This is a genomic window from Nocardia sp. BMG111209 (assembly GCF_000381925.1).
GTDB lineage: Bacteria > Actinomycetota > Actinomycetes > Mycobacteriales > Mycobacteriaceae > Nocardia.
The window spans coordinates 1224579-1244960 of sequence record NZ_KB907308.1 but is presented as its reverse complement, the minus strand read 5'-3'; the positions used below and the strand labels follow the sequence as shown (position 1 = coordinate 1244960).

Here is a 20382-nt window from a genome sequence, read left to right as displayed (position 1 = left end):
AGCCCCGGCGGATCGATGCCGCAGGCGGACACAGGGACTCCGCGTCAACCGGGAGCCCCGCGGCCGGCTTCGATGTCGTCGAGCAGCCGTTGCAGGAAGCGCCGGGGCGGCACGCCGGGGTCTTCGGGTGCGCTGTGGAGGGTTTCGGCGATGGCGGCGAGGGCCGGGCCGGCGCTGTCGACGGCGAATCGGACCAGTCCGGTGTCGGCGCAGCGGGCCAGCGCGGGGGTGAGTTGGGCCAGGGCGGCCACGGTCGCGCCGGCGGCGGCCAGGCAGCCTCCGTAGAGCAGTTGCGCCTGCAATATCGCGCGGGGGCGGTGTTGTTCGCTGATCTTGTGGAACAGGTTTTCGGCGGCGTCGACGGCCTGCTCGGTGGCGGTCGGTGATCGTTGTGCGAGCAGGATGCGGATCGCGGAGTCGTGATCGAGTTCGGCGGTGGTGGCGCGGATGTGGTCGGGCTGGCGCTGGTAGGGACCGAGACGGTCGAGGCGGCGGCGCTCGTCCTGGGTGACGGGCAGGCCCAGCCGGATGCGCTCGTTGAGCATGCGAGCGGACAGCCGTGGCAGTGCCAGCCGGTGCGCGACGCGATGACCCCTGTCCAGGCATTGCTGCGCGGCCGGCATGTCACCACGCAGGCCGGCGAGCCGGGCGGAGGTTCCGTACGCGGCCAGCATCACTTCGACGTTGGCGGCCTCGATGTCCTCACCGGCCGGGATCAGTTCGTCGGCTTCGGCGAATTGTCCTGTGTGATACAGCAGTTCGGCCAGGTGCGCGGCCGGCAGGATCCGGATCGGCCGGGCGCGGGGCCCGGCTTCGAAGGTCAGCGTCATCGAGTGCCGCAGAATCGCTTCGGCGGTTTCGATGTCGAGTTGCTCGAACGCGGCCATGGCGGCCATCGTGTCCATGACGTTGTCGAGTACCACGAGAAACGACCGGCTCTCGCCGCGGTGCGGGGCCGCCCATTCGTACCATCGGCGGGTCTCGTCGAAGTCGAAGCGGAAGAACGCCGTGGTGGCCGCCGCACGAGCCCCGATCTGTGCCAGGTACGAGTCGGCCGGTCGCACCAGCCGTTGCCGGGCCGCCGGCGACAGCTCGTCGAAGTGATCGGATTGGAGCATGTGGGCGAGTTTCAGGATCTCGGCTTCGAACGCCAGATCGTCGCTGCCCTCATCGGCCGGTCGCGCGGCGATGATCGCTTCGGCCCGGCCGCGGGCAGCACGGGCGGCGTCGAGGTGGAACAGCGACATCTGCGCCCACGCGAGGTCGATCTGCAGTCGTGCGTCGGCCTCGGCGAGGGATCGGGGCAGTTTGTCGGCCAGGGCGAGCAGCATCGCCATGCGTCCCTGGGCCAGCAGGTCGTCGGCGTGATCGGCCACCAGGGCCACAGCGCGCTCGGGTTCGCCGGCGGCGAGAGCGTGGTCGACGGCCTCGGCCGCCATCGCATGATCGGCGAACCAGGACGAGGCGACGGCATGCAGGCGTTGCGGCAGGTCCGGGTCAACCCTGGCCAGCCGTTGCCGGAGGAACCCGGCGAACAGGTTGTGGTAGCGGAACCACCGCCGTTCGTCGTCGATGCTGCGCAGGAACAGATCACGCTGGACGATCTGCTCGAGCACGTCCTGCGCCGGCGATGTCGCGGTGAGCGCCTCGGCGAGATCCGCGCAGACCTTGTCGGTGACGGCGGTACTCATCATGAATCCGAGCAGGTCCGGTTCGAGATGGTCGATGACGCTCTCCATCAGATACTCGCCGATGGTGTGATGGCCGGCGATACGGTCGATGTGCACGGCGGGGTCCCGTTGCGCGCGCAGCGACAGCGACGCCAGTTGCAGCGCCGCGGCCCAGCCCTCGGTCACCGCGCGCAGCTGATCCACCTGTGCCCGGGCCAGCGGCAGGCCGCCGATGTCGAGCAGCAGGCATTCCGCCTCGGAATTGTCGAAACGCAGTGCGTTCTCGTCGATTTCGACCAGTTCGTCGCGAACTCGCATATGGGCCAGCGGAAGTCCGGTCGATGAGCGACTCAGGACGATCAGGCGCAGGTGCGGGCAGGCGTTGTCGAGCAGGAATCGCATCGCCTCGCGTATCGCGCCACTGTGTATGCGATGCCAGCCGTCGAGGACGACCGCGACGGTCCGGCCACCCTCGTGGACTTCGTTGATGAGCCTGGTGAGGACCCGGTCGGCGCTGTCGTCGATCCCCTCATCCAGCGCCTGCGTGAGTTCACCGCTCAGATCGGGCCTGACCTGGACTACAGCCTCCACCAAGCGGGTGAGGAACCAGGCCGGACTGTTGTCGTCGGCCACCAGGGTCAACCAGGCCACCGGGATACCGTCGCCGGCCAATTCGGCGGCCCATTGGGCGGCCAGGGTGCTCTTGCCGTACCCGGGTGGAGCGTGGATCAACACCAGCCGCCGGGGCTGACCGTCACGCAGCATCCGCAACAGCCGCGGGCGGTCGACCAGCCGACCGGACGCGACCGGAGGCAGGAAACGCGTTATCGGCGTCACCGGTGGACGGAGTCGGCGGCGCACCACCGGCTCCGTGGCCCCGGCCGGCACGGTCGCCTCCACCGGATCGACCGGAAGTCCCAGGCAGAACTGGACGTTGTGCAGTCGCGCGACGAATTCGCGGGCGGTGGCGGGCCGATCCTCGGGCCGGTACTCGATCGCCGCTTCGACCACCGAGCACAGCGGCGCCGGCACACCGATGGCACGGAGATCCGGAACCGGTTCGATACCGACGCGGGTGAATTGCCCGACCAATGACCGCCCCTGTTTGCGGGTGCAGGCGGCATGCCCGGTGAGCGCGGTGAACAGGGTCGAACCGAGCCCGTAGACGTCCGAGACCGCAGTCGCCGAGCTGCCCTGAAGAACCTCCGGCGAGATATGCGCGGGCGGACCGGTGATGATGCCGTCCGGGGCCGTCAGACCGGCATACATCTCGCCCAGGCCGAAATGCGCCAATTGCGGCTCACCGAAGTCACTGATGAGGGTGGTGGTCGGATTGACATCACCGTGGACGACCCCCGTGGCATGCCCGGCAGCCAGGGCACCGGCGAGTTTGACCCCTATCGACAGCACGTCCGGCCACGGCAGCGCACCGTCGCGATGAATCCACTGCTCCAGCGAGCCTCGGCGATAGAACGGTGTGACCAGGAACGGAAACCCGGACTCCGTGACACCGACCCGCAGAACCGGCGCGATATTGGGATGCGTCGACAGCGTCGTCGTCATCCGCTGGTTCCGTAGGAAACGTCCTCGCCGCTGGTCATCGAGGGCCGCGACGATCACCTTGACCGCCACCGATCGGCGCAGCGGCTGTTCCAGGCACCGGTACACCGGCCCGAACCCATCGCGCCTGATCTGCTCAGGATCCTCGAATCCAGCAGCCAGCAACTCCGAGGCGATGCCGTCGCCGGATATCGGCCGAGGTCTCATGACGCGCTCCGATGGGCAACGTAATCGAGTCACACGGATTTGATCGGACGCACTTCGACGCACACTGCTGCCGACCGGCAGCAACGAACCCAACCAGTCTAACCAGCAAAATTTGCACCTGCCATCCGCGGCGAACGCATGCACCCAACTGCTCGACCCCGACCCGGATCCGCGGAGATCTGTTCACCGGCCGCACCTGGCGCAAGGCCCTGCTCACCATCGGCGACGATGCCGGCATCTCCGCGGTCGCGCTGGCGGACCACGCCGGGCACACCGAGGCCTCGATGACCCAGAACACCTACATGGGACGCAAGCGTGTCCGCTACCGAGTAGCAGCCGCCATCGACGCTGCCTACGCAGGTAGGGAAGCTGGTTCGATCCTCGGGGAGTCGCTGGAGATAGCGGTCCCTTTCCGACAACCTTGCCATGAAAACGGCTCAGGCCAGAAGGTTGATCAACCTTCTGGCCTGAGCCGGTAGTAGGGGTAACCGGACGGTACTTGAAACAGTGGGAACCGGACTGGCTGGCCAAGGTGATCAGCAAGATCGAGGCTACGACCACCCGCCGGCCTTCGCCGGTAGACAGCAGCACAGTCCAACCACGACGGCTGGATCGGCGGTTGTCACCTGCGACGATCGCTGAAGTAGCCGCAGCCTACGGAGCTGGAGATCGCGGCTTGAGCCCGTGTCCACCGAAACGGGGACACTCCAGGCCGCCGAAGGACTCGACGGATTACGGTCGTGACTGCGGCGGACAATCGGCTTCATGGCACGGTATTTGGTTGCATGGCTGCAGGGTTGTGGTGCCTGTGGCCGCGAGTTCCGCGAGGCTGAAGTCAAGATTCGAGTGCACAGCGACAGAGACGAGGCAGCAGCCGTCAACGCCGCCGGCGAGGCTCTTCGTGCTATGGCGGACGCTGAGGGTTGGTTCTTACCGACGAATATCGACCTGAGCGACGAAACTGAAACGCGGTGCCCTGACTGCAATCGCGCGCGACGGGCCAGCGAGCCGACTACGGTGTACCTGATGCAGTCGGAACGTCGTTGGGCGCTCAAAGTTGGTATCGCCGGCACGACGTCGACGCGACTGCAGTCCCACCGTCGCCGCGGGTGGCGATTGGCCGAAGTGAACGGCAGGCGCTGCCTCTGGGTGTTGCGGCGAACCGATGCTCGCGTCGTCGAGCGCGCCATCATCGAGCGCTGGCGGAGGGCAGGTGTGCCGATGGCCAATGCATGCATCGTCTCAGCCGAGAACGGGTACACGGAGACAGCAAGCCTCACCGTCGACGCGGATTTACTCAAGACCACAGTCGGATGGCTCGATGAACTCGCTCAAGGACGGCTGCTGGATCAGGCTTGACCGAGTGTGAAGCCTCGGTAGGTTTGCTCCCCGCACGTGCGGGGATGAGCCGAACTTCCGGAACGGCCAGGCGATCACGTAACTGTGTCCCCGCCCGCGTGGTGATGAGCCCGGAGAAATACGGCGTATTTGCGGTGTGGGTCCGGAGGGTGTTCCTCGTGTATGCGTGGATGTGTCTCGCGGGCCGGTACCCAGTGCGGTCAAGGTCGTACTCCCACAGCCATTCTCGCAGGGTCAGTACGTCACGGCAGCTGCGGTGGCCGAGATGAGGAGCATTGCGATGGCGAGCAGCAGAAGCCATGTGGCTGTCCGGAATCGGCGGTAGCGGTAGGAATGGAGCTGGGAGACACGCCACAACTCGTCGAGTGCTCCACGGAGTTGCTGTTCAGGGGAGAGATCCACCACTGCCGTCCGGAAGTCCTCGAAGGTCGTCCAGGTCCGGCTGATCCGGGACAGGCTGTAGACGGTCGAGGCTGGCGTGCGTGGCTGGGTGAACCGGCGTTCGGTGCTCCGCAGCATGACCAGCGCCTGCGCGGCGTAGACGACCGATCCGCCGACCAGGACGAGCGCGCCGATTGCAGGCAGGAACACCCAGAGGCTCAGTGGCTCCGTCTTTTTCAGGGAGAAAGCCAGTGCGGTCCCGGCGACGACGAGTGTGTTGGCGCTGAGCACCGTGCCGGCGCGGACGGAGATCGCAGTCCGCTGCGCGTCCTCTCGCATCAGGTGCCAGTGCACGATGTCCAGGCTCGGGCCGGGGCGCCGGGCTTCGTCTCTGCCTGTGGTCACGACTACGACTGTCACCGAACTCCGCGGATCCCTCGATGGTGTCGGCAAAACCAGCAGCGCCGGTCTGGTCCGCGGGTCGAGCGATCCCGACGAGTGTTCATGACGTGATGCTCGTTCACGGTTCGCCGACGATCTCGTCCAGTGCATCGCGAGCAGTGCTGACGAACTTTTTTTGGGTGGTCATGAAGGACTGGCCGGTCATGTCAACTGTATTGCTGTCCTCGGCCAGATCGGCAATGGCGGCCGATTGAGCCTCTGCGTACTGCCGGACCGCGGCGACCAAGGCGCCGAAGTGCTCAATCAGGTGCTGTGCGACCTCGGCGACATCGGCCGGGCCTTCGAGGGCGACCATGTAGAGGATCTGCTCGCAGTCCTTGAACAGGCGGCGGATCTCGGTCAGACGAGCGTCGTCCACTGGCATCGGCGGCGCGCCGGCGCGCAGTTCGCGGAAATACTGTTGGTTGGCTCGGTCCGCGGCACTCAGTGCGGTGAGTAGCTCGAGGTAGGCAGCCTGACGGCGTTCTCGGCGCCACCTCAGGTGTTCCAGCCGTAACTCGCGCAGCTGGGCATCCTTCTGCATGAGTTCCTGTCGCACCTGCTGACGCTCCAACACACCCTGACGGCGTCCTTCGGATCTGGCCGCGAAGAACGCCGACAGCGCAGCACCAAGGGCTGTTCCTAATACGCCCACAGCGGCGACGAAGACGCTGATCATTCCGCACATCCCCCGTTCGAGCGGTTCTCACATCGTAGGTTGGATGGTGCTACTTCGGATGCGAATCATGTTGTCGGCAAGAGGGATCCGAAGGGCGTGCATCGGCGAATTCTCAAGCATGGACACCTTGCCAGGATCGACGTGGCCGTCGAGCACCCCCGGGAACAATGTGCCGATGTAGGCACGGGCGGGGGCGATCCCGCCGGTGAGGGTGATGTTGCGGGTGAACAGACTGGCGAATCCGGCCGGTGCGTTCTCCTACTGCGGCGCGCCGACACGGCTGATCACCCCGCCGGTGCGGACCACGCCGACGGCCTGCTCGTAGGCGGGCTTGTGACCGTCGGCCTCCAGCACCACCGGGGTAGCGTCCCCGCCGGTCAGCTCGGTGCTGCGGCGATCCCTTCCTCGCCGCGTTCGGCGACCACCTCGGTGGCGCCGAACTCGCGGCCCAGATCGGTGCGGTCCTTGTGGCGGCCCATCACGATGATCCGCTCGGCGCCGAGCTGTGCAGCGGACAGCACCGCCAGCAGGCCCACCGCACCGTCACCGCCGTGCCCGCGGTCACACCGCCAGTCACCGCGGCGTGGTAGCCGGTGGCGTACACATCCGACAGGGTGAGCAGCGACGGCAGCAGGGAGAGTCTTCGGTGACCGGGACGGGGACCAGGGTGCCGTCGGCCTGCGGAACCCGCATCGCCTCGGCCTGGCCACCGCCGACACCGTCGGCGTCCCACATCCCGCCGTGCCGGCACGAGGTCTGCAATCCTTCGCGGCAGAAATCGCAGGTACCGTCCGACCAGACGAACGGCGCGATCACCACGTCACCCTTCTTCACGGTGGTCACCGCGGTGCTGATGTCCTCCACCACCCCGAGGAACTCGTGCCTCATCGACTTTCCGGCCTCGGTCGGCGCCATGGAGTGGTAGGGGTGCAGGTCCGAGCCGCAGATGCAGCCGGCGGCCACTCGCACCAGGGCATCGGCCGGTTGACGGATCACCGGGTCGGGAACGTCGATGACGCGGACATCTCCGGGTCCGTACATATAGGTCGCGCGCATGGAAAGTCCTTCCTGAACGAGGTCGGGTGGAATCGCATCGAGCCCCCTTCACATCACCGACCGTTTGCTGTCGCGGTGTCGAGTTCGAATACAGCGCGGATTCGGCGGCGGTGGGAGTGGTGGACGTTCCGAGTAATCGCGGTACCTCCCTGCCCTGCCGCGATCCAGCCTACGGTGGAGGACATGGATGACCAGCGTGCCCAGGTGCGGGAATTCCTCACCTCGGGGCAAGCCCGGCTTACCCTCGGACGCGCCGGACTTCCCGCCTACAGCGGTAACCGGCGTGTGAAAGGGCTCCGCCGGGAGGAAGTTGCCCTTCCCGCAGGGGTGAGATGTCGGTTACACACTCTTCGGAGGCTCCTCATGGTACGCGCACAAAGACGCCACCCTTGCCCTACATCTACCCCGAACTATGCGTTGTCTGTGACTTCGGTTCCGGCGTGGAGAGGTCTTCACGGAAACACTTCGCTGTACGATATTCATGCAGTCACAGCAATCTAAAAGTCAATTCAACACTGATCCGCGCATAGCAAAGGATCGTCCGACGAAGTAGGTATAGCATTGTTCGAAAAGGCTCTCGGCGCGAGTGAAATTCGATGTGCGCTCCAGCGATTGAACCTGAATTCGGCTGAACTATTCGGCGTTATGGAGCGCATCGAGAGTCGTACTTTAGGCTTGGTCCTTTATGGAAGTCGCGCTCGGCGCGACTACTTACCTTCGTCGGACTTCGACCTTCTTCGATACACCAACTCCTGCAGTTCACCGACCTTCAAGATTGGTCGTGCATCTGTTAGTCATATACTCGCCAACAGCTGGAAAGCGCCACTGCAACACTATTCGGCACTCACCTCCGGCGCGACGGTAAAGTGCTGGCCGAGCGCGATAACAATCTCACCAGAATACTGGAGGCATTGGAGCCCGCCGATCCAGATCAATTACTCGATCGCGTCAAAGGGTATTCAACAATACTCTCCCAGTCTACCGCTGAAAAAGAGTTGCATTGCTCGGGAATGGTGCGATTGGCGAGATACCTGCTCCGAACGGCCATCTATGCTCTGTCTATGAAGAGCGGTGATTCGTGCTTTTCTGTGCGTCAGCTTGCCGACCGTTTTAATGATCCACGATTGGCGACGCTACTGGCATCAGATCCCGTTGTAACCGGCAACCCGACAATGGATCTTCTTGCCGAGCTAATCGGCAGGATAGAGGCAATCTTTGGCCCACTTTCCGTACCTGAATATCCATCGCTAGAAGCGCTCTCGATCGCACGCTGGGAAGATGATCGAAATCTCGCAGCTCTTGCGATACGCGCCTCACAGGATGAGGATAGCGAGGACGAAAACATAGCCTACTCCGAACTGCCGAAGGTGCTACTGTGACTGAACGATTTGCGGTAATAGGTGACATTCACGGAAATAGCGCCGCACTGCGCGGAGTGCTGCGATTGTTAGAGGACTGGAGCGGCACTATTGTTTTTACTGGCGACTACGTGAACCGCGGGCCAGACAGTTCTGGAGTTATCGAGATGCTGATTTCGCTATCGCGTAATCGTCCGGATGCAATTTTTTTGGCTGGCAACCATGATACTGTGCTTCGGAGCGCTATTCAGTCAGGCTCTATATCGCAACTGTTGAACATTGGTGGTGCTCCAACGATTAAATCCTACGTCAAAGTCCCTGGGGCAGATGTTGCAGGCCAACTCCAAGAATCTGTTCCATTCGAGCATTTGGCCTTCTTGAACTCGCTTCGGCCGTGGTATGTGAGTGCTGATGGGCTTGCAGTAACTCATAGCCCTGGCGATAACTTGCCAGATCAAATCAATGTCCGATACCGAATCTTTGGCCATGTACCGAACAAGAACTTGTTGCCTAGAGTCGAAGTCGATTGGGCGGGGATCGACACAGGCTGCGGCACTATGGAGTCGGGCCGATTGACTTGCCTTTTTTGGCCATCGCTGAAAGTGACTCAGGTTGATGGATCTGGAAATCAAGTCATATCGCAAACTTCTGCTGTTCCTCGATTTTGGCCAGTAGAGTAGAATTCTCAATTGCCGTCGCAAGCTCCTTGGCTCTTCTGAGGCTGTCTCGTGCCTCATCTCTACGACCGGACTTTATCAAGGACTCGGCGAGGCTGATTCTCGCCCACGCTTCTGCGGTTACGTGTCCCGACGTGTTGCACTCTTCAGCACATTCAGTCAGAATCTCGATCGCTTGTTCAAAATCGCCACTCGCGGACACAATGCGCGCGATCAACTGTCGCGAACGGTTCTTTCCTTCGATATTCGACGCTGCGGTATTGTTCTCCAAAGATTGCTGGGCAAGAAGTCGAGCTTCGAACAGACTTCCCCGCTCCAGTACTACTCCTGCGAGTTGATGCTGTGCTAGCGCGATATTTGTCGGGCGACCCGTACTAAGATTGACTTCCAGTGCGTTCCGAAAACTCGCTTCAGCACTGCCCATATCTCGCATGGCTAACTGAATCTCTCCCAATGCGGAAAATACTGCCGCTGACTCAGAGCGATCTTCCGGAGTCAGCAACGTCCGAGCTTCGTTACACTTTTCAAGTGCCGAATTCAGATCACCCAGACGGGTTTCTAGCCGCGCGATGTTCAGAAGCGAATGCACTCGCTCAAGTCGGCTACCGACCTGCTCTCGGATACGAAAAGCGGCCTGGAACCGTTTTTTTGCGCCGTCGATATCACCAAGGCGATCAATAGTGTGCGCCAAGTTATCGAGCGCATATGCTCGCGCTTTGAGTTGCCCCTCTGAATCGCCACTGGCGGCCTCTACCGCTTCCCTCAAGGCGTAGCTGGAGTCACGGAACTTCCCCATCTTCCGCTGCGTGATTCCGATACTGGACATTACTCGAGATCGAGTGATTGCGTATTTGTCACAATCATCTCGATCTGCCAATAATTCTATTATCCGGTAGCCCACTTCTATTGATGCACTGGAATCGCCAATTCTCCTTAGGAATTTTGCATAGCTCTCCAGGGCGGCAATGTCGTTTGTAACGATTGCACTTTGAAAGGTGGCTTTAGCTTGAGCTATTAATCCTTGCGCCAGGTATCGTTCCGCCCGTTCCGTAAGATCGCTAACGTCGATGCTACGGTTAGAATCGGCATCTTCCGCCTGATTCTCGCGCCGGCTAGAGTTCGGGTCAACTGATGTGGGTGGCTTACAGCGTGCTTCGACGAGGTGTCGCCTCAGTGCTTTATAAACGTCATCTTGGCTAGAAGTCGGTTTTATGATAGAGAAATGATCACCAGGCAAGATGCCGGTATTTTCCGGTGGGAAGCCGTCGCGCGCAGATGAAGTGGAAACTATGCCGCCGCTAGCGCCAGCATACAGAAATATTGGGATGTGCAAAGATTTAGGATCACTCGAGTCGGCATAGATAATATTTCTTTGCACGATTGTACGTGCTTCTATAACTTCCCGGTTCAATGGGCGAAGTGAACGCTCATGCGGTTGTCTCCAGAATCTGGCCGACTTTCTAAAGGTGATGAAGAATTCCGAGCCAGCGTTCGGGCAGGCGAACATAATAATAGTCGCGATATTTTCGAGCTCGTGCCTCAGACCTCTCTGAATGCTTCTAGACAAGAATCTTTGCGTAATCAGCCCTCCTTGGCTATGGCAGACAATCGCGATCCTCGATGGCGACGAGACCTGATTCTTAATGAACGTTGCAAGCCCGTCGGCTGCATCATCGAAGGTGGGCACCGATCGAAATGGATTTATCGACACCTTGGGAGTCGGGTACTCGTAGCGAAGAACATCGATGTCGCGCATGCTTTCGTCCTCGTTGACCAACCGGACAAGGCTGTCCCATGTTGCGCCTGACGAGAACAGGCCATGTACAAAGATGACTGCGAGTCGAACACTCATTTGATGATCATAGATCCCACCTAACCGGGGCGTATCCGACCCCTTTGCTGAGACCGTTTCTCACATCGTGGATCTGGCTTGATCGACTTCTTGAAGCATCTGAGTGCTCCCGTGAGGCTCAAGAAGCCGTGGGCTCAAGCTGGGCGACCTCGTTGTTCGATGGCAAGTCCTGAAGGGGCGCGGCAGTCCGTGTGCCAACGGTATCGAATGCTTGGCTACCGATTCCTTGCCTGCTGGTGTCGGGTTGGTTCAGTAGGCTTCCTGACCGGTCTATGGGCCTGGCCTGACACGGCAGGCTGGGGGTTATCGGTCGCGGGAGTCCTCGACCCAGCTCGGAGTGAGCATCGACTACTACGTGCGCCTGGAACGCGGCAACCTCGCGGGCGTCTCCGAATCAGTACTGGACAACCTCGCCCGAGCCTTGCAACTCGACGATGCCGAACGGGTGCACCTGTCTCGAATACTGGCTCGCCCGCTCGGTCACAACGAGCCGAGGGGTGACCGTGCCTGGCTGGCCGAGGCACTTGCGTTGAGTTCACCCACAGCCTGACGGTGACATGCGGAAGAAAACCGTCGAGCGGGGCGGTTCGATTTGAAGACTGAATCCCGCGGCTCTGCTCAGCGTCGAAGCACGCTCGGCCACTCGGACACGGTCCTGTGCACATCCGCCGAGCACTCCGAACATCTGATGCCGGCAACTCGCAGTCGGTGGAGAAACCGGGCAGTCTGATGGTGCTGTACGAATCGACTTAGTTCTCGAAGAACCAGCCTCGATTGTTCCGCTCTTCGTAGTAGTTGTTGTCCTCGTCCTCTCGTGAACGCTGACGTCGCACTCGATCGGCTTCCAGACTTCCGCGGTTTGCTTCTGCGAAAGTGGAAATCGCTTCCAGGCGAGAATCGGAGCGAATCTCGTGGATCGCGGCCTCGATTTTGAGCTCTAGGTCTTTTACTGCGGCTTTGTATGCGGCGAGGATCAGTTCTTCGTCTTCGACGGTTACTGACAGCAACTGGTTCTGGGCGTCGATGGTCACCCGGACTCCTCTGACCATGCCTACACCGCGGGCTTGTTCGAGCGCGTATTGAGCGCGTTGTACCTTGAGACCGAGTTCCTCTGAATCGTTTCGTTGCGGAAACATCTCTGGTCCTTCCCTGGCCTGATGTGGATCGCGGTCAGGCTGGGCGTTGAATCTCGGTAGGCTGCGGTGCCGTCGTGCCCTTGGCGGATTCCGGGAAACAGGGCGACCCCGCCGACAGGCTCAATGAGCCGTCGCCCTTTCCTGCGTCCTGCACGGCCAGGCTGTATCCGTCAGGAGTGACGGTGGAGGCCCGCCTCGCATCCGATTGCGGGGCGAGGCGGTATCCCTTGCCGGTCCACGTATCGCGGATCAATCCGAAGTAACGGGAGGTCTGCCCGTTCGGGACACCGACAACCCAGTACGCGATTTGAGCTTGCACCGGTCCGCTGGTATCGCCACTTCTGTCGTTGCACGGGACGGTAATGCTGGGATCGAGAGCGGTCAGATCGGTGTTGGCCGGTGTCAATGACAATCGCACGCCGGCCGGCAGGGCTTGCAGCGTCTCCGTGAAGTAGGCGATGATCTGGTCCCTGGCGACGGCCTCGGTCAGCGCTGTGGTCACATGTTCTCCCTTGCTGTCGCTGCATCCGATCAGCGGGCCGAGCACTGCCGTCGCGATACCCATGGCGACGAGTACCGATCGGGTGCGTGATCCGATCATGTTCATCTACTGCCTCTCACCGCTTGGTCGTCGTGTCCGGCGATGAGCTCGCCGATGGCGATCAGTGACTTGCTGTCATGATCCCAGTACTGACTGTGTGCCTTACCGTCGTAGCCCAACTCGTACCAGCGGGAGCTTCCCGGATCCGACTGGAACACACGCGCACCGAAGTCGGGGCCGGTGGGATCCTGGTTGAAATCACCCATGCCCGGCACGTATCGAGCGACCTGGCTGTCGGGGTACAGTGCCGGGATCGGATCGTTGGCGGCCTTCGTCGCGAAGATGTGTTTCGCCACCTGGTCGTGCGGCACACCAGTCAGATTGGCGTCATCCGCGCCGTCCAGGGTCGTACCCGGACTCGCCACGAGAACCATGGAGTCGGCATTCAGACTGTGCCCGTGCCCAGCCGCGTCACCGACCACGGTGGTGCCGTAGCTGTGCCCGAGAACAATGTTGTGTGAGGCCGGGCCATCGTGGGTGACTCGCAGCCCGTCCTGGAAGCGATCCAGTGCGGGCGCCGCGGTGTCGGCGTAGTGCTGCTGAGTGGCGTTGGGGAGGCTCTCGGGAGCGTCGTAGCCGTACCACGCGATGACCGAGGGGTCCTTCGCCCCGCTCTGGCGCGCCTGTCGTCGCATCGCGTCGACCCGGCCCATGTCGCCGCCCATTTGTGAGGGCCGGGAACCGGTTCCCGGAACATAGGTGGTGACCGAACCGGCGGTGTCGGGGTTACCCGCAGCGATAATGACATGTGGCCGCGCTCCGCTTTGCGTGTCGAGTTGCAGCAGATACCGATCGGAACCCTGCAGCGCTGCGCTCACCGTGGCCAGGTCTCCATCTTTGCCTTGCAGAGTGGGGTCGGCTCGGAGGGCTCGGTCGGCTTCGTCGTAGAGCTTGAGCCGGTTGTAGTGGTCGCGATCCACTGCCGGGATACCGTCCCGGTTTCCGAGATATTGGTCGTGCTGCCACAGTGCGTCCTTTTCCGCAGGTGTCAGCGTGTTCCAGAAGTCGTGCAGTTGTTGCGGATCGGTCGGCAACGCAGTCTTACCGTCGAGAATTACCTGGATCTCCGGGCGGGCTGCCGGTGCGTCCGGGGTCTTCTGATAGGTGTCGAGCTCCTGTAAGACGATGTTGATCGCCTGTACCGCCTTACCTTCGATATCGCTGAACTGTGCAAGAAGGCCCTTGATACGTGCCTGGAAGCTCGCCGCTTGAGCATCGAGAATCTGCTGGGCCAGCGGAGCGACGGCCGGCGTGTTCTGGCCGCTGACCTGGATCGGTACCCTGGGCGCGGTCACGTTGCCATCATCGTCGACGGTCATGCCTGCCGCCGGAACATCGGTATCCACAATGGCGGTGAGCGCGCTGCGGCACCCCGCCAGCTGACTCCCATACGTATCGAAAGCATCGGCCAAATCCACAACAGTGGAGCTGAGGTGATTACTGGCCAGTTCGTGAGAAAGGGATCGAGCTGCTGCGGCGGTCGCCGCCTCTCCCTTCCATTTGTCCATGCTGGAATCCACGAAATGATTCATATTCTGAACCAGATTCGAAACGCGATTGGTTTTCGTCGTCAGATCGCCGGCGAAGGTGGTCATGGAGTGAGGGTCGCAGCCGCGAACATAGCTGATTGTTGTCACTGAAGCATATCCCCGTGAACATATCTGCGGAATTGGTCGGCGAGAGCTTGCTCGACTCCGTCGTAAGTCTTGGCCGCGGTCTTCGTAGCGTCACTCATCTGCCGATACTTGCCACCGATGAATGCGAACGCCTTCGTCACCGCATCGCTAGCTGTCGCTGATATCGCTTGTATCGGTGAATTGGGCATCACAACTGCGGCGGTGATTTTCGTCTCCATCACTCCACTCGACTCTTGATCGAGTATCCCTGCAAGTTGTTGCAAGACTTCGAGATCCGCCTTGAGTATGTCGCCCATGAACTTCCCCTTTGGCGAATGTGGCTGGTGCACATCCACTTTTCGTGACTCTAGCATGAATGTGCACTGCACCGCCCCGTGGCCGAGTGCCTGCGACGGGACCAAAGATCCACCCGCGCAACGAGACTCGGGCGATGAACTGATGATGCCTCGACGGACGAGTCGGCGGCGCCGACGTGGCCTTCCCTCTCGAACGAGCTGGCGATTGCCTGTTGCGCCGCAGTCTCCTGGCCCTGATCGTCGAATGGACGAGGGCATCAGGGGACGCAGCCTTGGTGGTCGGCATGGGGTGCCGGTGGTGGGCTGGCGTCACGCTACGCCGGTGGCGGGGGTGGTCAAGCCGCGAAGAGCGTGCGGCTTGACCACCCTGTCCGCTCGCCGGCGTTGCCGCGGTGACGCCCGCCACCGGCCACCCCGCTGCCGTACCCACTGGCAGCGGTCACTGTCCCTGACTTCCCGGGGCCGGGTCTGGTGTGGGTGTTCTGTTCCTGCGCAGCAGGTTTCGAAGCAGCGTGGCGCGGTTCGTTCCTGAACCCGGCTGGCTGTGTCTTTCAGTTCTCGTCGATCAGCCCGTCTCGTCCGAGGCGGGCTTTGTCGTTCCGTGAAGGACGTTCGGATGTCTGATTCCGGTGAGGACCGTTCGGCGTGGGTCAGGTTTCGGGGCGCGATGCAGGCGTTTCCGGAGGCCCGGTTGGCCCATGCTCGCGCGGAGGGTTATGGGCGGGCGTGGCAGGACGTTCTCGGTGCGCCCGACGACGCACAGGTGCGGAAATTCGCGCGTGCTTACGCGATCGAGGTTGCGGAATTCTATTCCAGCGCAGTCGATGTCATGCCGGAGGTGCCCGACGCATGGCATCGGTGGCGGGCGCAGGGCGCCATCGACTCTCCGGGCCCGGACGCCGGCTCGGTCGGGCCCGTGCCGGGGGACCGGCAATTGTCCAAGCCGGGGACGTGGGCGTATGCGTCGTGTCTCGAGGCGATCGGGTACGCGCGCGGCTGGTGCGATGCGGCGGGTGTGGGTTCCGGGGATGCGGTCGCGTTCGGCGAGCGTTATCGCGGGCTGGTCGCGGCGGGTGGTTCGCGGCCGGCGATCCACGACGCGTGGGAGCGGTGGTGCGCCGACCGCGCGGCCGGGATCTGTTCTCGGGCTTCAGTTTCCGATGCGGGGGAGGAGGTAGGTCGTGGCTGAACACTCGGTGGGTTTGCGGGGTTCGGCGGCGTTGCTGGCGGCGATTCCGGCGTTGCTGGGCTTTTATCCGGCGGACTCGATAGTGGTGGTGATGCTGGACCAGGAGGGTGACAGCATGACTGTTGGTGCAGTGGCTCGATGTGATCTGCCTGCCGATGCGGATCGGACCGAGGCGCTGTATGCCGCGATCGCCGCGATGTGCCGCCGGAAACGAGTCCGTGCCGTGGTTCTGGTCCTCATCGACAGCGCGGCGCAGCCGCCGACGATGCCCGCTGCCGGTGCCACTGGACGGCAGCATCGCCAGCTGGCGTCCGGGCTCGAGCGCGCGCTGGGCTCGGACGGTCCGGAAGTGTTGAATGTGTTCGTCATCAACGCGATCCGGCATCTGTCGCCGTGGTGGAGTCTGTCCGATCCTCGGCAGCGCGGGCTGCTCGACGATCCGGCTGCTGCGGAGATGACGGCGGTGCGTGTCTACACCGGCGAGCAGATATTCCTGTGTCGAGACCACGTCGCCACTCTGCTGATACCGGACCCTGCCCGGAGCGAGGAGATCCGGAATCTGTTGCCCGCCATCGAAACCGGTGTGCATGAGAAGTGGATTGCCGGCGGCGGGCCCGAGGATCCCACGGTCTACCGGCGGGCTGCGATTCGTGAGATCCTCGCGGCGATCGACACGCTGAACACCGGCAGGGAGATCACCTCACGGCAGATCGCGCGGGGCGCGATATTTCTGCGGGACAGGGCGATTCGGGATTGCCTGTTCACCTTCGGTGGTGGGGTGCGGGCGGAGGCGGCGCGCCGGTGGTGGATTCTTCTGACCCGGACCGTGCCGGGGGCGGATCGGGCCGAGGTTGCGGTGTAATTGGCCTACAGTACCTACCTCGCCGGCAACGGACCGCTCGTCGGCGAAGCGCTGCGCGCGGCCCTGTCCGCGGCCCCGGACCATGAGATGGTCGTTTGCTGGATACAGCACCGCGGTGCCGCCGAGCGATCTGCGTCGGCTCTGCGACAACGGCGCCCGCATTCTGCTGGCGCTCGACCTCGGCGAAGACCTCGACTAGCGCACCAGCCACAGCCGATTCGGCGGCTGTCCGGATCGCCCGTTCGATCGGGGCACCTGCAACCAATCCTGTTTTCGAGAAACGAGTTTCACCCATTCGAAGGAGATTTCTCATGTCCGTGTCCACGGCTGTCCGGCATGCCGATCTGCAGGATCTGGTGGGTCTGCTGCAGCGGCAGCAGACAGCGAAAGTCGATGTGGTGCTGCCCGCGACCGCGGTCACCGCGCACGACAGCCTGCTCACCGTGTCGGGTGCCCTGCCGATCCTCGGCGAGGGCGGGGTTACTGACGTCGACGGTGCCTACCGGTTGACCGGGCCGGCGGAGTCTCAGCTGGCGGCCCGGCTGGAGATCCCGGGTCGCTATCTGCGCCGGCTGCGGTCCGATGATCGTCTCGACCTGTGGGACACCAACGTCAACGGCCTGCTGCACGGCCGCCCCGGCGCTCGTATTGCGGTGGGGGAGCAGCAGTTGCTGCTGTTGCGGTTGTTCACCTCGCCGGAGCCCGGCTGGCCGGGGATCGTGCGGGCGGTGCTGTCGCAGCGGTACGGGATCATCAATCACCTCGACGTTCTGACCGCGCATCCAGTGAAAAAGACGATCAAGATCACAGGCAAGGTCATCCGGGTCAAGGGCCAGGGCATGGTTCGCATCACCGTCGAGAACACCAAGAATGTCCATCGTGAGATCGCGTTGCCGGATGTGCTCGCGGCCAGGCTGATACGTCGGCAGCAGACTCGGCCCGGCAACGAGTTGGGCCTGATCTTCCCGTCGGAGGCCGGAACGATCATGGATCCGACCAATTTCAACGACCAGTGGCGACGGGTTCGTAAGGCCCTCGGATTCGACTTCGAGTTCGACATCACCAGCCACACCTGGCGCAAGACCCTGCTCACCATCGGCGACGACGCCGGCATCTCCGCGGTCGCGCTGGCCGACCATGCCGGGCACACCGAGGCCTCGATGACCCAGAACACCTACATGGGACGCAAGCGCGTCCGCTACCAGGTAGCAGCCGCCATCGACGCTGCCTACGCGACCACCGGGCCCGATTCGGCGGCGTCGGACGTCTCCTGACATAGCGGCGACTTTCCGGCCACTTGGCCACAAAAATGGCCCAGGCCAGAAGGTCGATCAACCTTCCGGCCTGGGCCGATAGTAGCGGGGACAGGATTTGAACCTGCGACCTCTGGGTTATGAGCCCAGCGAGCTACCGAGCTGCTCCACCCCGCGTTGGGTGAACACAACATTACACACGTCTTATCCGGGGATCCAAATCGCCAGATCAGGGATGGTTTTCGGGGAGTCGGCGACGATCTTGGCGGGGGTCAGGGGTGGGCCTGGAAGGCGGTGGCGACCGTGGCTGCGACCTCGTCCATATCGGCTCGCCCGGCCTCGCGGAGGACCGAGGTCATGTCGACCTCGGGGAGGCCGCAGGCGACGGCCCACTGCCAGGGTTCCAGGTCGCCGTCGACGTTGAGGGCGAAGCCGTGGCTGGTGACGTTGCGGCTCGCGCGCATGCCGATGGAGACGATCTTGCGGGCCGTGGTGGTGGTCCAGACGCCGGTCAGGAGTTCGGCGCCGGGTGGGGTGTCGCGGCGTTCGGCGGGGACGCCGAGGTGGCCGAGGGCGTCGATCAGGCGGTGTTCGACCTCACGGATGTAGTCGACCACGCCTTCGCCGGGGGCCAATCGCACGATCAGGTAGCCGACGAGCTGGCCCGGGCCGTGGTAGGTGAGTTGGCCGCCGCGGGTGGTTTCCAGGACCGGGATGCCGTGGGTGGGGTCGGGGAGGTGTTCGGCGGGGGTGCGGCGGCCGATCGTGTACACCTGCGGGTGGCTGAGCAGCCAGAGGGTGTCGGGGCGGGTGCCTTCCTGCCGCTCGGTCACCATGTCGGCCATTCGCTCCATCGCCTTGTCGTAGTCGACGAGTTCGTCGCGGAGCAGGGTCAACGGCCTGGACTTCATGAGTCGAGCGTACTCAGCGGGGTGTCGGCGCGAGCCGAGCGTCGATCGTGGGTCGGGGGCGGAAGCAGGAAGCCCAGGATCACGGCGGCGACGGGGATGAGGCACAGCACCGTCAGGACCGATTGCGGGCCTCGATGATCGGCGAGGACGCCCAGGACCGGTACGAACAGGCCGCCCGCGCTGACCGCCAGGCCCAGGGTGACGCCGGAGGCGGTGCCGGGACGGCCGGGCAGGTAGTCCTGGCCGAGTTTGACCAGCACGGCGAACGGGATGTTCACCGCGAGACCCGCCAGGACGGCCGCGGCCAGCGCCAGATGCTGTTCGGGGACCGCGCGCAGCAGGATCAGGGCCGGTACCGCGGCGATGCTGCCGATCTGGATCGTGCGCAGCATGCCCGCGCGGTCGGCGATGCGGCCGCCGAGCAGGGTGCCGAGGACGCCACCGACCAGGAACGCGGTCAGCGCGACCCCGCCGAATCCGCGGGACGCGCCCAGATGGCCGATCCAGTACAGGGCGATGAACGTGTTCATGCCGAACGCGATCACCGAACGCACCACCGCGATCGCGGTGAGCAGCAGGAACGGGGCCCAGCGGTCGCGGCCGCCGGTCTGCGCGGCCGGGCGGTGGGTCGCCGCGCGGCGTTGCTGGTAGCGCCACAGCACCGCGCCCATCAGGACCGCGGGCGGTATGAAACACGCGGTCGCGCCGACGCCGAGAGTGACCAGTGCGGGGGTCGCGAGGGCCGGCGCCAGGAAGAAGCCGAGGTTGCCGCCCACAGCGAACAGGCTCATGGCAGTGGCGCTGTCGCCGGCGTCGCGGCGGGCGTCGCGGCCCGCGGCCGGATGGAACGCGGCCACGCCGATGCCGGAGAGCAGCAACAGGATCCACGCCGCGGCGTAGCCGGGGGCCGGCCCCGCGAGTCCGGCGCCGACGCCGGCGGCGGTCAGCCCGGCGGGGGCCAGCCACAGGAGTGGGCGGCGGTCGGCGAGCAGACCCAGAATCGGTTGCGGCAGTGCGCTTCCCAGTGTCGCGGCGAGGGCGAGGCCGGAGGCGGCGGTATAGCTGTAGTGCCGTTCCAGCACGAAGAACGGGATGGCCGCGGGGACCAGGCCCTGGTAGAAATCGTCCACCGCATGGGCGAACACCCAGTACCGCATCCGGTGCCAGGCCGAATCTGCTTGTGCCGCACTGTGTTCGTCGATCACGCTCATCGCCGCGCTCCGCTCCGCTCGAATGGTCCGCTCCGAGCGTAGGGGG

General features: G+C 63.4%; 17 protein-coding genes, 1 tRNA gene and 3 pseudogenes. 9 read left to right on the top strand and 12 right to left on the bottom strand.

Annotated features, from left to right (window positions below; translation table 11 throughout):
* Nucleotides 1-44 precede the first annotated feature (44 nt).
* Entirely contained in the window at nt 45-3437 is a 3393-nt protein-coding gene (locus tag G361_RS45340) for a serine/threonine-protein kinase (RefSeq protein ID WP_019930718.1), read from the bottom strand.
* Nucleotides 3438-3448: 11 nt separating this feature from the next.
* Here G361_RS45340 and G361_RS49810 point away from each other — a divergent pair, with 11 nt between their 5' ends.
* Nucleotides 3449-3916 (top strand): hypothetical protein, encoded by a 468-nt coding sequence (locus G361_RS49810; RefSeq protein WP_155981835.1) that lies wholly within the window; start codon nt 3449-3451, stop codon nt 3914-3916.
* Nucleotides 3917-4202: 286 nt separating this feature from the next.
* Complete coding sequence (locus G361_RS49805; RefSeq protein ID WP_155981834.1) at nt 4203-4796, top strand: hypothetical protein; 594 nt, start codon at nt 4203-4205, stop codon at nt 4794-4796.
* 234 nt (nt 4797-5030) lie between these two features.
* Here the strand turns inward: G361_RS49805 and G361_RS0129390 are convergent, their stop codons facing one another.
* From G361_RS0129390 to G361_RS45335, 3 genes and pseudogenes are all read right to left on the bottom strand, one after another.
* The gene (locus G361_RS0129390) at nt 5031-5582 is read right to left on the bottom strand and encodes a hypothetical protein (RefSeq protein WP_019930717.1); all 552 of its coding nucleotides are present in this window, start codon (nt 5580-5582) and stop codon (nt 5031-5033) included.
* Nucleotides 5583-5697: 115 nt separating this feature from the next.
* On the bottom strand, nt 5698-6297 hold the full coding sequence (locus G361_RS0129385; protein WP_026343649.1) for a hypothetical protein: 600 nt from the start codon (nt 6295-6297) through the stop codon (nt 5698-5700).
* 123 nt (nt 6298-6420) lie between these two features.
* A pseudogene (locus tag G361_RS45335) lies at nt 6421-7353 on the bottom strand (alcohol dehydrogenase catalytic domain-containing protein); the annotation flags it as partial.
* A 183-nt stretch (nt 7354-7536) separates the two neighbouring features.
* Here G361_RS45335 and G361_RS51225 point away from each other — a divergent pair.
* From G361_RS51225 to G361_RS48690, 3 genes and pseudogenes are all read left to right on the top strand, one after another.
* Nucleotides 7537-7683: pseudogene (locus tag G361_RS51225) on the top strand (transcriptional regulator); the annotation flags it as partial.
* A gap of 536 nt (nt 7684-8219) precedes the next feature.
* Nucleotides 8220-8732 (top strand): hypothetical protein, encoded by a 513-nt coding sequence (locus tag G361_RS49800; protein WP_155981833.1) that lies wholly within the window; start codon nt 8220-8222, stop codon nt 8730-8732.
* Nucleotides 8729-9391: a metallophosphoesterase gene (locus tag G361_RS48690; protein ID WP_081635634.1), complete on the top strand. Its 663-nt coding sequence runs from the start codon at nt 8729-8731 to the stop codon at nt 9389-9391. Before G361_RS49800 ends, G361_RS48690 begins: the two co-directional genes overlap by 4 nt.
* On the opposite strand, the gene G361_RS49795 is transcribed toward G361_RS48690, so the two are convergent.
* Complete coding sequence (locus tag G361_RS49795) at nt 9345-11240, bottom strand: alpha/beta fold hydrolase (protein ID WP_155981832.1); 1896 nt, start codon at nt 11238-11240, stop codon at nt 9345-9347. The two genes, G361_RS48690 and G361_RS49795, sit on opposite strands and share 47 nt — an antisense overlap.
* Before the next feature lie 265 nt (nt 11241-11505).
* On the opposite strand from G361_RS49795, the pseudogene G361_RS49790 reads away from it, so the two are divergent.
* Nucleotides 11506-11694 (top strand): annotated as a pseudogene (locus tag G361_RS49790) (helix-turn-helix domain-containing protein); the annotation flags it as partial.
* A 295-nt stretch (nt 11695-11989) separates the two neighbouring features.
* On the opposite strand, the gene G361_RS47375 reads toward G361_RS49790, so the two are convergent.
* The 4 genes from G361_RS47375 to G361_RS49785 form a co-directional block, all read right to left on the bottom strand.
* Entirely contained in the window at nt 11990-12271 is a 282-nt protein-coding gene (locus G361_RS47375) for a hypothetical protein (protein WP_155981831.1), read from the bottom strand.
* 139 nt (nt 12272-12410) lie between these two features.
* Nucleotides 12411-12983 carry a hypothetical protein gene (locus tag G361_RS0129365; protein ID WP_019930710.1) on the bottom strand — a complete coding sequence of 191 codons (573 nt, stop codon included), beginning with the start codon at nt 12981-12983 and terminating at the stop codon, nt 12411-12413.
* Nucleotides 12980-14572 carry an alpha/beta hydrolase gene (locus G361_RS45325; RefSeq protein WP_081635632.1) on the bottom strand — a complete coding sequence of 531 codons (1593 nt, stop codon included), beginning with the start codon at nt 14570-14572 and terminating at the stop codon, nt 12980-12982. The genes G361_RS0129365 and G361_RS45325 overlap by 4 nt, the downstream gene beginning before the upstream one ends.
* Before the next feature lie 38 nt (nt 14573-14610).
* Complete coding sequence (locus tag G361_RS49785) at nt 14611-14910, bottom strand: hypothetical protein (protein ID WP_155981830.1); 300 nt, start codon at nt 14908-14910, stop codon at nt 14611-14613.
* A gap of 616 nt (nt 14911-15526) precedes the next feature.
* Between G361_RS49785 and G361_RS0129350 the strand changes: the two genes are divergently transcribed.
* The 3 genes from G361_RS0129350 to G361_RS47370 all read left to right on the top strand — a co-directional run bounded on the left by G361_RS0129350 (nt 15527) and on the right by G361_RS47370 (nt 18235).
* Nucleotides 15527-16099 (top strand): hypothetical protein, encoded by a 573-nt coding sequence (locus G361_RS0129350; protein WP_155981829.1) that lies wholly within the window; start codon nt 15527-15529, stop codon nt 16097-16099.
* The gene (locus G361_RS0129345; protein ID WP_019930706.1) at nt 16092-16961 is read left to right on the top strand and encodes a DUF4192 domain-containing protein; all 870 of its coding nucleotides are present in this window, start codon (nt 16092-16094) and stop codon (nt 16959-16961) included. The genes G361_RS0129350 and G361_RS0129345 overlap by 8 nt, the downstream gene beginning before the upstream one ends.
* Before the next feature lie 311 nt (nt 16962-17272).
* The gene (locus G361_RS47370; protein ID WP_019930705.1) at nt 17273-18235 is read left to right on the top strand and encodes a tyrosine-type recombinase/integrase; all 963 of its coding nucleotides are present in this window, start codon (nt 17273-17275) and stop codon (nt 18233-18235) included.
* A gap of 82 nt (nt 18236-18317) precedes the next feature.
* Here the strand turns inward: G361_RS47370 and G361_RS0129330 are convergent.
* The 3 genes from G361_RS0129330 to G361_RS45310 form a co-directional block, all read right to left on the bottom strand.
* Nucleotides 18318-18391, bottom strand: a tRNA-Met gene (locus G361_RS0129330).
* A 95-nt stretch (nt 18392-18486) separates the two neighbouring features.
* Entirely contained in the window at nt 18487-19125 is a 639-nt protein-coding gene (gene lipB / locus G361_RS0129325; RefSeq protein ID WP_036495585.1) for a lipoyl(octanoyl) transferase LipB, read from the bottom strand.
* A complete protein-coding gene (locus G361_RS45310) occupies nt 19122-20336 on the bottom strand; it encodes an MFS transporter (protein WP_019930703.1) in 1215 nt (404 codons plus the stop codon). The genes lipB and G361_RS45310 overlap by 4 nt, the downstream gene beginning before the upstream one ends.
* Nucleotides 20337-20382 lie beyond the last annotated feature (46 nt).